The organism is Paraburkholderia strydomiana, from assembly GCF_046030495.1.
GTDB classification, from domain to species: domain Bacteria; phylum Pseudomonadota; class Gammaproteobacteria; order Burkholderiales; family Burkholderiaceae; genus Paraburkholderia; species Paraburkholderia strydomiana_A.
Genome location: NZ_JAQQCJ010000005.1, coordinates 168095 through 180892 on the forward strand (window position 1 = coordinate 168095; position 12798 = coordinate 180892).

Below are 12798 nucleotides of genomic sequence, written 5' to 3' on the forward strand. Positions count from 1 at the left end.
GATCCATCCGATGACCCCCACCCGCACCCGGCTCGATGCAAGCCGCTGGCATTGGCAGCACGGGCCGATCGATCTGATCCTCGGCGCGGACGGCGAGCCCGCGGCGGTGCAGGCTGCGTATCAGGCGTGCTGGGCGCGTTTTTCCGACGTCTTACCGGAACTGGTCGGCGAATTGAAGCTGCTTCGGCAGCCCATACACATCGATGACGCACTGAACGACACCGTATTGGATGGCCCGGTGGCGCGCCGCATGTGGTCAGCGTGCCACCCTCATCGCGCGCGGTACATCACGCCGATGGCGGCCGTGGCGGGCAGCGTCGCCGATGAACTGATCGCGGCGTTTGCGCGCGAAGGCATCGCGCGCGCGTTCATCAACAACGGCGGCGACATCGCGCTCCATCTGGCTCAAGGCCAGCAGTACCGCGTCGGCGTATTCGCCGATCTCGCGAACTGCTCGGGCGCGCATCTCTCGCGCGATCACGCGCTCGACGCGGAACTGACGCTCGACGCTGGTCTGCCGGTGCGCGGCGTCGCGACCAGCGGCTGGCGCGGCCGCAGCTTCAGTCTCGGCATCGCCGACAGCGTGACCGTGCTCGCTCGCAACGCCGCCACCGCCGACGCCGCCGCGACGATGATCGCCAATGCCGTGAATCTGGACGACGAACTGACGCACGGCCTGACATACGTTGGAATCGTGCGTCGTCCTGCTTCGTCGCTGAAAGACGATAGCGATCTCGGCGACAAACTCGTCACCGTCGACGTCCCCGCATTGCCGGCGCCGCTGATCGACCTCGCGCTCGCGCGCGGCGTGGAGGCCGCGCAGCGTCTGCGCGCGCAAGGCTTGATCGAAGGCGCCGCGCTGTTCCTGCAAGGGCGGGCGCGCGTCGCCGGGATTCACGAGACCGGCGCGTGGCTCACGTCGCGCGCGCCTACAACAACGGAGGCTCCGTGTTCGAAATACGCCGCGTGCTGACGCACGTCGAAGATATCTTCCACGAGTTCGGCCCCGCGCCCGCGCAGCCGCTCAGACGCGGCGCGATTGCCGCGGTGATGACGAACCCGTTCGCCGGCCGCTACGAAGCGAACATCCAGCCCGCCATGGAAGCGCTCAAACCGATCGGCTTCGATATGGCGCAGCGGTTGCTGGCGGCGATGGATGTGCCGCATGCGTCGATCGAAAGTTATGGCAAGGGCGCGATTGTCGGCTCGCGGGGCGAACTCGAGCATGGCGCGCTGTGGCATGTGCCCGGCGGCTATGCGATGCGCGAGTTGCTGGAGAAGCACGGCGTGCCGACCAACGCCATCGTGCCGTCGACGAAAAAAGTCGGCGCGCCGTCCACCGCGCTCGACGTGCCGCTCACGCACGTCAACGCGAGCTACGTGCGCAGCCATTTCGATGCGATCGAAGTGCGCGTGCCGGGCGCGCCCGCCGCGGACGAACTGGTCTACATCCTCGTGATGAGCACCGGGCAGCGCGTGCATGCGCGCGTCGGCGGTCTCGCGAAAGAGGCGATCGTGGGTCAGGACGGTTTGCGCTGAAGCATTGCATCCACACAGCAAAACGCCGCAATATCGAAACTCGGAGAGCGAAATGGCAATCAAGCTTCGCAAGCTGGTCGTGCAGGTGGACGAAACACGCATTGAAATGGGCCAGAGCATCGATCCGCCCGCGCGTCGCGCGGTCGCGATCGCGGTGATCGACAATCCGTATGCGGGCCGCTACGAGGCCAAACTCGACGCGCTGATCGAAGCCGGTGAAGCGTTGGGCGCGCTGCTCGGCAAGCGCTGCGTCGAAGCGCTCGGTATCGCGCCCGGCGAGGCGCAGAGCTATGGCAAGGCCGCGATCGTCGGCGAAGCGGGGGAGTTGGAGCACGCCGCCGCGATTTTGCATCCGAAACTCGGCGCACCGCTGCGGGCGGCGGTAGAGAAGGGCGCGGCGCTGGTGCCGTCGGCGAAAAAGATGGGCACGCTTGGCACCGCGATCGACGTGCCGCTCGGCCACAAGGACGCTGCTTTCGTGCGCAGTCATTTCGATGCGATCGAAGCGCGTGTTTCGGACGCGCCGCGCGCCAACGAAATCGTCGTGGCGGTCGCGGTGACGGCGTCGGGCCGGCCGCTGCCGCGCATCGGCGGATTGCAGGTGAGTGAGATCAAAGGCGAGGACGGTTTGCGCTGAACGGTTTGCGCTGAGTTTTGCTTTCGGTTATTTTCGCAGGCCCCGAAGGGGACTTTCTACGGGTGTGATGCCGTTGACGTGTGCGCGCATGGGGCCGCATGCGCTGCAACGTCTGCCGGTCGTGCCGAATGCGCTTGCCGCATACGCGCCGTCCGGCGAGCTGCCGAGGGTCGCGATGTTTTCGAATTTGCTGGTACAGCTGGTCAACGGACTCGCCGATGCGTCGACGCTGTTTCTCGTCGCCGCTGGTTTGTCGCTGATCTTCGGCGTGACGCGCATCGTCAATTTTGCGCATGGCTCGTTCTATATGTTCGGCATCTATGTCGCGTATAGCATCGCAAGCCGCTTCGGACAGACGGCGGCCGGCTTCTGGCTGTCGGTGCTGGCCGCCGCGCTGGTGGTCGCGGTGCTCGGCGCGCTGGTCGAGATGATCGTACTGCGGCGCATCTACCAGGCGCCCGAGTTGTTCCACCTGCTCGCCACCTTCGCGCTGGTGCTGATTTTTCGCGACGCCGCGCTATGGCTGTGGGGCCCGGAAGACCTGTTCGGGCCACGCGCACCGCATCTGGCCGGCGCGGTCGATTTCCTCGGCCATCCGCTGCCGACTTACGACATCGCCTTGATCGTGATTGGGCCGGTGGTGTTGCTGCTGCTCTGGTATGCGTTGACGCGCACGCGCTGGGGCACGCTGGTGCGTGCCGCGACTCAGGATCGCGAGATGCTCGGCGCGCTCGGCATCAACCAGGCGTGGTTGTTTACCGGCGTGTTCTTTGTCGGCGCGTTTCTCGCGGGTCTCGGCGGCGCGCTGCAAGGGCCGCGCATGTCGGCGAATCTGTCGCTGGACCTGGAGACGATCGGCAATGCGTTCGTGGTGGTGGTGGTCGGCGGCATGGGGTCGATTCCGGGTGCGTTCGTCGCCGCGTTGATCATCGCGGAGATCAAGGCGCTGTGCATCGGCATCGGTCACGTGACGATCTTCGGCGTCGGCTTGTCATTGAGCCGCTTTACGCTGGTGGCCGAATTCGTCGTGATGGCGGTCGTGCTGGTGGTGCGGCCCTGGGGTCTGCTGGGCCGTGCGGGCGCCGCGGTGCGCGGCATGGCGGCGCCGGAAACGCCATTGCGTCCGGCGGGCAAACGGCTCAAATGGCTGGCCGCGCTCGTGTTGCTGCTTCTCGTGCTCGCGCCGCTCGCGGCTAACGCGTTTCCCTACATGCCCGTGCTGCTGGTCGAGATACTCATTGCCGTGCTGTTCGCGACGAGCCTGCATTTCATCATGGGACCGGGCGGCATGCATTCGTTCGGCCACGCGGCTTACTTCGGTCTCGGTGCATACGGCGCCGCGTTGTTCCTCAAAGTGCTGAATCTGCCGATGGAGGCCGCCTTGCTGCTCGGCCCGTTATTGGCGGTCGGCGGCGCGCTGGTGTTCGGCTGGTTCTGCGTGCGCCTCTCGGGCGTCTACCTCGCGATGCTGACGCTCGCATTCGCGCAGATCGTCTGGTCGGTCGTCTTTCAATGGGACGATGTGACTGGCGGCAGCAATGGTGTGCTGGGCTTGTGGCCGTCCAACTGGTTGTCGTCGCCGGTGGCGTTTTACTATTTGACGCTCGTGTGCGCGGTGATCGGCGTGTGGCTGCTGCGCAAGATGCTGTTCTCGCCGCTGGGTTATGCGATGCGCGCGTCGCGCGATTCCGTGTTGCGCGCCGAGGCGATCGGCATCGACGTGAAGCGCGTGCAGTGGGCGGCATTCGTGATCGCGTCGCTGTTCTGCGGGCTCGCCGGCTCGCTGTACGCGTTTTCCAAGGGGACGATCTCGCCGGAAGTGATCAGCGTGAGCCGTTCGGTAGACGGCCTCGTGATGGTGCTGCTCGGCGGCTTGCAGACCCTGAGCGGACCGATCGTCGGCGCGGCCGTATTCACGTGGCTGCAGGACACCGTCGCGCGGCAAACCGACTACTGGCAGGCGCTGCTCGGCGTCGCGATCCTGCTGCTGGTGATCGCGTTTCCGCAGGGAATCGTCGGATTTATCCGCGAGCGTTTCGGCGACGACAGCGCCGACGCCGCAGATACAGGCGCCGCGCAGCCGTCGCAACGCGCAGCCGCGATCAAGGAGGGGCTATGAGCCTGCTGCGCGTCTCCGGTCTCTCACGATCGTTCGGCGGCCTGAAGGCGGTCGACAACGTCTCGTTCGATCTCGAAGCCGGTCAGCTGCTCGCGCTGCTCGGCCCGAACGGCGCAGGCAAGTCGACCTGTTTCAACATGGTCAACGGGCAACTGCCACCGTCTTCAGGATCGATCCGCCTCGACGGTCAAGAACTGGTCGGCATGCGTCCGCGCGACATCTGGCGGCTCGGCGTCGGCCGCACGTTCCAGATTGCCGCCACGTTTAATTCGATGACCGTGCTGGAAAACGTGCAGACGGCGCTGGTCTCGCGCGAACGCAAAACCTTCGGACTCTGGAAGTCCGCCGGCTCGCGTTACGCCGACGAAGCCTTCGCGCTGCTCGAACAGGTCGGCATGGGCGCCGATGCGCATCGTGCGTGCGGCGTGCTCGCGTATGGCGACGTGAAGCGTGTCGAACTGGCCATTGCATTGGCCAACCGTCCGAAGCTGCTGCTGATGGACGAACCCACCGCCGGGATGGCGCCGAAGGAGCGCAACGAGTTGATGGCGCTCACCAAACGGCTCGTCACCGAACACAGGATCGGCGTGCTGTTTACCGAGCACAGCATGGACGTCGTATTCGCGTACGCCGATCGCATGATCGTGCTCGCGCGCGGCAAGCTGATCGCCGAGGGCGATGCCGGCACGATCCGCAACGACCCACGCGTGCAGGAAGTCTATTTCGGCACGGGCAAGACTTTCCGCCCGCACGCGCCGCTGCATGACACGGCGAGTGGCGAGGCAAGACAGGCAGGACAAGGAGCACAGCAATGAGCGAGCCGATGCTGAAAGTCTCCGGTCTCAATGCGTTCTATGGCCGCGCCCATATCCTGTTCGACGTCGGTCTCGAAGTCGGCCGAGGCGAAGTCGTCGCGCTGATGGGCCGCAACGGCGCGGGCAAATCGACGACGATGAAAGCGGTGATGGGCCTACTGCCGCGCCGTCACGGCGAGGTGACGTTTCGCGGGCAGAACATCGCCGCGTTGCCGCCGTACAAAATCGCGCGAATGGGCATGGGCTTCGTGCCCGAAGACCGTCGCGTATTCGCCGATCTCACCGTGATGGAGAACCTCGACACCGGCCGCCAGCCGCCGCGCGAAGGCGCGCCGCAATGGACGCCGGACAAGCTGTTTCGCCTGTTTCCCAACCTCGGCGAAATGCCGCGTCGCCCAGGCGGCCAGATGAGCGGCGGCGAGCAGCAGATGCTGACCGTGTCGCGCACCTTGATGGGTAATCCGTACCTGGTGTTGCTCGACGAACCGTCGGAGGGCGTGGCACCCGTGATCGTCGAACAGATGGCGAACATGATTCTCGAACTCAAGCGCGAAGGGCTGTCGATCCTGTTGTCCGAACAGAACCTGCACTTTGCCGAGCTGGTCAGCGACCGCGCGTACGTGCTCGAAAAAGGGCAGATCCGTTTCAGCGGCACGATCGGCGAACTCGCACAGAACGAAACAGTCAGGCGCGCTTATCTGAGCGTGTGATTCCAGCGGCGCGCGGGGCGTGCGTCAGGCACGTCCGTGTGGCCGGGCAATTGTTGCGAAAGGAGAGGCAGATGGCAGCAGAGACGTTGACAGGCTTGTCGGGCAAGGTCGCGGTAACGAACATCGGGCTGCTGTTATCCGGCGATATCGACCAGCCGATTCTCGACGCGAACACACTGGTGATCGACGATGGCGTGATCGTCGCGCTCGGCAAGGAGAAGGACTGCGACCTCGAAGGCGCGCGCACCACGGTCGATTGCAAAGGCACGACGGTCGCGCCCGGCCTGATCGACTCGCATGTGCATCCGGTATTCGGCGACTGGACGCCGCGCCAGAATCAGATGGGCTGGATCGAATCGAATCTGAACGGCGGCGTGACGACCATGATCTCCGCCGGCGAAGTGCATTTGCCTGGCCGTCCGAAAGATGTGCTCGGCGTGAAGGCGCTGGCAATTACCGCGCAACGGTCGTTCGAAGGGATGCGCGGCGCGGGTGTCGGCGGCGGCGTGAAGGTGATGGCGGGCGCGCCCGTGATCGAGAAGGGCATGGTCGAACAGGACTTCAAGGAGCTGTCGGAAGCGGGCGTGAAGCTGCTCGGCGAAGTCGGTCTCGGCAGTGTGAAGGGCGGCGAGGAAGCCGCGCAGATGGTCGCGTGGGCGCGCAAGTACGGCATTCAAAGCACGATTCACACGGGTGGGCCGTCGATTCCCGGATCGGGTCTGATCGATCGCGACGTGGTGCTCGCCGCCGACGCCGACGTGATCGGCCACATCAACGGCGGGCATACGTCGCTGTCGTACCGGCATGTGTGCGATCTGTGCGAGCAGTCGAGCCGCGCGCTGGAGATCGTCCACAACGGCAACGAACGGATCGCCTTGCTGACAGCGCGTCATGCGATCGAACTGAAGTGTCCGCACCGGATCATTCTCGGCACGGACAGCCCCGCCGGTTCCGGCGTGCAGCCGCTCGGTATTCTACGGATGATCGCGCTGATTGCGAGCCTCGCCGATGTGCCCGCCGAAATCGCGTTTTGCTTCGCGACCGGCAACACGGCGCGGCAACGCAACCTGCGCCAGGGGTTGATCGAAGTGGGCCGTCCCGCCGACCTCGTATTCATGGACCGCGCGCAACACACGGCGGCCGATACGCTGCTCGAAAGCGTGCAACTCGGCGACATTCCGGGTGTGGGCATGGTGATGATCGACGGTTTGATCCGCTGCCGCCGCAGCCGCAATACGCCGCCGGCCACGGAAGTGCCGGTCGTGTTCTGAGCGCGCACGGATCGTGATCAACCTCCCGGCGCCGCTTGCGCTGAAGGTGAACGGCGCGACCCATCTGGTCAGCGCCGCCGCCGACACGCCGCTGCTCTACCTGCTGCGTAACGACCTCGCGCTGAACGGGCCGAAGTTCGGCTGTGGCCTCGGCGAATGCGGCGCGTGCACCGTATTGCTCGACGGCATGCCGACGCGCGCCTGTGTGACCACCGCGCAGGTCGCGATGGGCCGCGAGATCACGACGCTCGAAGGACTGGGCACGCGCGCCGCGCTGCATCCGGTGCAGCAGGCGTTCATCGAGGAACAGGCCGCGCAGTGCGGCTATTGCCTGAACGGCATGATCATGACGGCCAAGGCCTTGCTCGATCGCGATCCGCAGCCGAGCGTCGCGACGATCCAGCGCGAGTTGTCGCACAACCTGTGCCGCTGCGGCACGCATGTTGAGATCGTGCGCGCGGTGCAGCGCGCCGCTGAATTGCTCGCCGCGCAAGAAGGAGCGCGCGCATGACGGGGCCGGATTTCAGCGTCGATCGACGCGCCACGCCGCCGTCGCGCAAACAGCTCTATGACGCGCAGAGCGTGCTGATTGTCACGCGGCCGCCGCAAGCGCCGGTGAAGGCCGCGATCGGTCAGCCGGGCTCGCGCTCGGCGTTCGTGCCGACCGAAGCTGACCTGTTTCTCGTCGTGCGCGACGACGGCAGCGTGGTTGCGTTCAACGGTCACGTCGATCTCGGCACCGGCATCGGCACCGCGCTCGCGCAGATCGTCGCGGAAGAACTGGACGTGCCGTTGACGCGCGTGTCGATCGTGCTCGGCCACACCGGCGAAGCGCCGAACCAGGGACCGACGATCGCCAGCGCGACGATCCAGATTTCGGCGGTGCCGCTGCGGCATGCGGCGGCGCAAGCGCGTCACTATTTGCTCGCGGAGGCGGCGGCGCATTTCAAGGTCGGCGTCGAGCAACTGGAGGTGCAGGACGGCCGCGTGTTCCAGAGCGGCGGCGATCCGGCAAACCACGTTCAATACGGTGACCTGATCAAAGGGCGGCGCGTCGAACTGAAGCTCGCCACCGATGCGCCGTTGAAGTCCCCGGACGACTACCGGGTCGTCGGCAGGAGCGCGCCGCGCATCGATATTCCCGCGAAGGCGACCGGCGGACTGAGTTTCGTGCATGACGTGCGCGTGCCCGGCATGCTGCATGGCCGCGTGGTGCGCCCGCCCTATGCGGGCATCGCGCAGGGCGACTTCATGGGCAACAGCCTGCTGCACGTCGACGAAGATTCCATTGGCGATTTGCCCGGCATCGTCAAGGTGGTGGTGATTCGCGACTTTGTCGGCATCGTCGCGGAGCGTGAGGAGGTCGCGCAGCAAGCGGTGAAACGGCTCGACGTGCGATGGAAAGCGGTCGAAGGCTTGCCGCCGCTGGAGACCAGCGACGAAGTGGAAGCGGCGTTGCGCGCGAATCCCGCCACGCGGCGCGACCTGGTGATCGACGGCGACGTGGACGCGGCGCTCGCGCAGGACCCCGCTCGCACGCTCGAACGCACCTACGTGTGGCCGTTTCAGATGCATGCGTCGATCGGACCGTCATGCGCGGTGGCCGACTATCGCGACGGCGCGTTGAAGGTCTGGTCGGGCACGCAGAATCCGCATTCGCTGCGCGCCGACCTCGCGCTGCTGGTGTCGATGGAGGAGGCGCACATCGAGATCGTGCGGATGGACGCGGCGGGCTGCTATGGCCGTAATTGCGCGGACGATGTCGCCGCTGACGCCGCGCTGCTCTCGCGTGCGACGGGTGCCCCGGTGCGCGTGCAGCTCTCGCGCGAAGACGAACATGCGTGGGAGCCGAAGGGCGCCGCGCAACTGATGGACGTGCGCGGCGCGTTGAACGCGGAGGGCGAGCTGGCCGCGTACGACTTTGCGACACGCTATCCATCGAACGACGCGCCTACGCTGGCACTGCTGTTGACCGGTACGATTCCCGCGCAGCCGCAGGTGTTCGAGATGGGCGACCGCACGGCCGTACCGCCGTACGACTACCGCAGCATGCGCATCGTCTGCGACGACACGCCGCCGATCGTGCGGGCCTCGTGGCTGCGCGGCGTGTCCGCATTGCCGAACACGTTCGCGCACGAGTCCTTCATCGACGAACTCGCCGCGCAGGCGGGCGTCGACCCTGTCGAATTCCGCCTGAAGCATTTGACCGATCCGCACGCGATCGAACTGCTCAAGGCCGTCGCCGACAAGGCCGGCTGGGAGCCTCGCCGCGCCGCGCAAGAAGAAGCTCAAGCGCAACCTCAGCAGGACGGCGACATCGCGCGTGGCCGCGGCGTCGCGTACGCACGCTACGTGCACAGCAAATTTCCCGGCTTCGGCGCGGCATGGTCCGCGTGGATCGCCGACATCGAAGTGAATCGAAAAAGCGGCGAACTCGCAGTGACGCGTGTCGTGGTCGGCCAGGACAGCGGCACGATGGTGAACCCCGACGGCGTACGTCATCAGATTCACGGCAACGTGATCCAGGCGACCAGCCGCGCGCTGAAAGAGCGCGTGACGTTCGGCGGGAATGCGGTGACAAGCCAGGAGTGGGGCGCGTATCCGATCCTGACCTTCCGTGAAGTGCCTGTGATCGACGTGGTGATGATGCCGCGCCACGGCGAGCCGCCGATGGGCGTGGGCGAATCCGCGTCGCTCCCCGGCGCGGCCGCCATTGCCAATGCGCTGTTCGACGCGACCGGTGTGCGCTTTCGGCGGCCGCCGTTCACGCCTGAGACGATCCGCGCCGCGCTGGCCGACGCGCAGGCCGAAGACGCGGCGGCGCGCAAAAGGAAGCGCTGGCGCCTGGGATTTCTCGGCGCGTTTGCCGCGGGCGCGGCCGGCTGGCTTGGCGCATTGTCTTTCGCGCCGCCCGCGCTCGCGCCGATCACGCCGCCGCTCGCCAGCGCGTTCGCGCCTGAGCTCGTCGCGCGCGGCAAGCTGTTGGCCTCGCTCGGCAATTGCGCGGTTTGCCATACCGCGCACAACGGTGTGCCGAACGCCGGCGGCAAGCCGCTCGATACGCCGTTCGGCACCGTCTACAGCACCAACATCACGCCGGATGGGTTGACGGGAATCGGCAACTGGTCGCTGGGAGCCTTCGTTCGCGCGATGCGGCAAGGCATCAGTCGCGACAGTCATCGGCTTTATCCGGCGTTCCCGTACACGTCGTTCAGGAACACCTCCGACGACGATCTCAAAGCGCTCTACGCCTACCTGATGTCGCAAACGCCGGTCCGTTCGCGCGCGCCGGAAACGAAGCTCGCGTTTCCGTTCAGCGTGCGTCCGCTGATGGCCGCGTGGAATGGTCTCTTTCTCGGCCGCAACACGTTCACGCCCAGTGCGACGCAAAGCGCGCAATGGAATCGCGGTGCGTATCTGGTGAACAGCCTCGGCCATTGCAGCGCCTGCCACACGCCGCGCAACGCATTCGGCGCCGAGAAAACCGGCGCGGCCTTCATGGGCGGCGGCGTTGCGGAAGGTTGGGAAGCGCCCGCGCTTTCCACCTTGTCGAATGCGCCGGTGCCCTGGAGCGAGGACGAACTGTTCGGCTATCTGCGCTTCGGTCACGCGCCGTTGCATGGCGTCGCGGCGGGGCCGATGGCGCCCGTCGTCAGCGATCTGGCGGCGCTGCCCGATAGCGATATCCGCGCGATGGCGGCGTATCTGGCATCGCTCAATCCGCTGGAGCCCAACGCCGATCCGGCCGCGATGGCGCGGCAGGTCGAGCAGGCCGGCACGATCACGGGTGCGCCGGCGGGGCTCGGCGCGCGGCTCTTCGACGGCGCCTGCGCAGCCTGTCATCACACCGGCAGCGGGCCGCAACTGTTCGGCGCGCATCCGTCGCTCGCGCTCAACACGAATCTGCACAGCGCGAGCCCGGACAACCTGATTCGCGTGATTCTCGACGGCATCGGCTCGCCTGCGCGGCCCGAACTCGGTACGATGCCGGCTTACCGCGACAGTTTCAACGACGCCCAGGTCGCCGAACTCGTGTCCTATCTGCGTCGGCAGTTCGCAGGCGGCAAGCCGGCATGGCAGGACGTCGCGGCGAGCGTGGCCCGCATCCGCACGATGTCACAGGCAAATTGACACGCGGGCTGCCCGAACGCCGGGACGCCTGAGAAATAGCATTCACACAATCCCACTGATAACGGAGAAACGCATGACCACGCGCGCAGGATGGATCTCTCGCCTGATGGTGTCGACGGTGTGCTCGCTTGCCGCGTTGGGCGCGAGCGCAGAGCAGACCATCAAGATCGGCGAGATCAACAGCTACAAGGCGCAGCCCGCCTTTCTCGGGCCTTACAAGAACGGCTGGAATCTCGCGCTCGAGCAGGTGAACGCGGCGGGCGGCGTGCTCGGCAAGCAGCTCGAAGTCGTGTCGCGCGACGACAACGGCAATCCCGGCGACACGATCCGCGTCGCGCAGGAGTTGATCGCGCGTGAGCAGGTGCAGCTGCTGTTCGGCGGGTTCCTGTCGAACACCGGTCTCGCATTGACCGACTTCGCGAAGCAGAAAAAGATTTTCTTCCTGGCCGCCGAGCCGTTGACCGACAAGATCGTCTGGGCCGACGGCAACAAATACACGTACCGTCTGCGTCCTTCCACGTACATGCAGGTCGCGATGCTGGTGCCGGAAGCGGCCAAACTGAAGAAGAAGCGCTGGGCGCTGGTGTATCCGAACTATGAGTACGGGCAATCGGCGGTGGCGACGTTCAAGAAGCTGCTGAGCGCCGCGCAGCCCGACGTGCAGTTCGTCGCCGAACAGGCAACGCCGCTCGGCAACGTCGACGCGGGCGCCGTCACCCAGGCGATCGCCGATGCGAAGCCCGACGCGATCTTCAACGTGCTGTTCGGCGCGGACCTCGGCAAGTTCGTGCGCGAGGGCAATACGCGCGGACTCTTCAAGGACCGCAGCGTGGTGTCGCTGCTGACCGGCGAGCCGGACTATCTCGATCCGCTGGGCGCGGAAGCGCCGACCGGCTGGATCGTCACGGGCTACCCGTGGTATTCGATCGATACGGCGGCGAACAAGACGTTCGTCGATGCGTATAAGGCCAAATATCACGACTATCCGCGGCTCGGCTCGGTCGTGGGTTACTCGGCGCTGATGTCGATTGCCGAGGGCATCAAGAAAGCCGGCTCGGTCGATTCCGACAAGCTCGCCGCCGCGTTCAAGGGCCTCAACGTGCAGACGCCGTTCGGGCCGATCAGCTATCGCGCGCAGGACAATCAGTCGACCATGGGCGCATATGTCGGTGTGACGGGGATGAAGGACGGCAAGGGCGTGATGACGTCGTACCGGTATATCGACGGCGCGAGCGTGCAGCCGCCGGACGCCGAGGTCAAGAAGCTGCGGCCCGCTGACTGAACGGCTTGCGTGAGCGGCGCGGTGTTTTTGCGTGCCGCGTCTCGCGGCGTTCGACGCCGCCAGCATGCGTGCAACAGGAGGCGTCTTTTTGCATCGACTGTACGGATATGCTTTACAACAGAGCCGACGTCAAGTCGGCTTTGTTGCATCTGGAGGCAACGTTGCGGGTTCGAATTCGAGTGCGGATTCAACCAGTCGATGACAGTCGGTGACGGCCAGGCCGGAAATACTGGCGCACCCAGTAGCACGAACGAACAGCCGGGAAAGACCGGCACGAAGAAGCCGACCCCCGAT

10 protein-coding genes are annotated in these 12798 nt (G+C 65.8%); all 10 read left to right on the forward strand.

Features of this window, described 5'->3' with window-relative positions:
- Positions 1–10 precede the first annotated feature (10 nt).
- The 10 genes from PQQ53_RS09270 to PQQ53_RS09315 all read left to right on the forward strand — a co-directional run bounded on the left by PQQ53_RS09270 (position 11) and on the right by PQQ53_RS09315 (position 12504).
- Positions 11–973: a UPF0280 family protein gene (locus PQQ53_RS09270; RefSeq protein WP_408139291.1), complete on the forward strand. Its 963-nt coding sequence runs from the start codon at positions 11–13 to the stop codon at positions 971–973.
- Entirely contained in the window at positions 949–1539 is a 591-nt protein-coding gene (locus PQQ53_RS09275) for an amino acid synthesis family protein (protein WP_408139289.1), read from the forward strand. Before PQQ53_RS09270 ends, PQQ53_RS09275 begins: the two co-directional genes overlap by 25 nt.
- Before the next feature lie 52 nt (positions 1540–1591).
- Positions 1592–2176, forward strand: a complete 585-nt coding sequence (locus PQQ53_RS09280; RefSeq protein ID WP_408139287.1) for an amino acid synthesis family protein — start codon at positions 1592–1594, stop codon at positions 2174–2176.
- Between the two features lie 175 nt (positions 2177–2351).
- Positions 2352–4295, forward strand: coding sequence for an ABC transporter permease (locus tag PQQ53_RS09285; RefSeq protein WP_408152123.1), 1944 nt, complete (start codon positions 2352–2354; stop codon positions 4293–4295).
- Positions 4292–5110: an ABC transporter ATP-binding protein gene (locus tag PQQ53_RS09290; protein ID WP_408323794.1), complete on the forward strand. Its 819-nt coding sequence runs from the start codon at positions 4292–4294 to the stop codon at positions 5108–5110. The genes PQQ53_RS09285 and PQQ53_RS09290 overlap by 4 nt, the downstream gene beginning before the upstream one ends.
- Positions 5107–5820 (forward strand): ABC transporter ATP-binding protein, encoded by a 714-nt coding sequence (locus PQQ53_RS09295; protein ID WP_408139283.1) that lies wholly within the window; start codon positions 5107–5109, stop codon positions 5818–5820. Before PQQ53_RS09290 ends, PQQ53_RS09295 begins: the two co-directional genes overlap by 4 nt.
- Positions 5821–5891: 71 nt before the next feature.
- Positions 5892–7091, forward strand: a complete 1200-nt coding sequence (locus tag PQQ53_RS09300; protein ID WP_408139281.1) for an amidohydrolase family protein — start codon at positions 5892–5894, stop codon at positions 7089–7091.
- A 16-nt stretch (positions 7092–7107) separates the two neighbouring features.
- Positions 7108–7602: a (2Fe-2S)-binding protein gene (locus PQQ53_RS09305; RefSeq protein ID WP_408323899.1), complete on the forward strand. Its 495-nt coding sequence runs from the start codon at positions 7108–7110 to the stop codon at positions 7600–7602.
- The gene (locus tag PQQ53_RS09310; protein WP_408323796.1) at positions 7599–11222 is read left to right on the forward strand and encodes a molybdopterin cofactor-binding domain-containing protein; all 3624 of its coding nucleotides are present in this window, start codon (positions 7599–7601) and stop codon (positions 11220–11222) included. The genes PQQ53_RS09305 and PQQ53_RS09310 overlap by 4 nt, the downstream gene beginning before the upstream one ends.
- A 73-nt stretch (positions 11223–11295) precedes the next feature.
- Positions 11296–12504 (forward strand): ABC transporter substrate-binding protein, encoded by a 1209-nt coding sequence (locus PQQ53_RS09315; RefSeq protein ID WP_408151911.1) that lies wholly within the window; start codon positions 11296–11298, stop codon positions 12502–12504.
- Positions 12505–12798 lie beyond the last annotated feature (294 nt).

What these genes read in the sequence shown, in the direction of transcription:
- PQQ53_RS09270 (WP_408139291.1), top strand. Translation starts at nt 11, where the DNA reads ATGACCCCCACCCGCACCCGGCTCGATGCAAGCCGCTGGCATTGGCAG.
- PQQ53_RS09315 (WP_408151911.1), top strand. Translation starts at nt 11,296, where the DNA reads ATGACCACGCGCGCAGGATGGATCTCTCGCCTGATGGTGTCGACGGTG.
- PQQ53_RS09300 (WP_408139281.1), top strand. Translation starts at nt 5,892, where the DNA reads ATGGCAGCAGAGACGTTGACAGGCTTGTCGGGCAAGGTCGCGGTAACG.
- PQQ53_RS09285 (WP_408152123.1), top strand. Translation starts at nt 2,352, where the DNA reads ATGTTTTCGAATTTGCTGGTACAGCTGGTCAACGGACTCGCCGATGCG.
- PQQ53_RS09310 (WP_408323796.1), top strand. Translation starts at nt 7,599, where the DNA reads ATGACGGGGCCGGATTTCAGCGTCGATCGACGCGCCACGCCGCCGTCG.
- PQQ53_RS09280 (WP_408139287.1), top strand. Translation starts at nt 1,592, where the DNA reads ATGGCAATCAAGCTTCGCAAGCTGGTCGTGCAGGTGGACGAAACACGC.
- PQQ53_RS09295 (WP_408139283.1), top strand. Translation starts at nt 5,107, where the DNA reads ATGAGCGAGCCGATGCTGAAAGTCTCCGGTCTCAATGCGTTCTATGGC.
- PQQ53_RS09290 (WP_408323794.1), top strand. Translation starts at nt 4,292, where the DNA reads ATGAGCCTGCTGCGCGTCTCCGGTCTCTCACGATCGTTCGGCGGCCTG.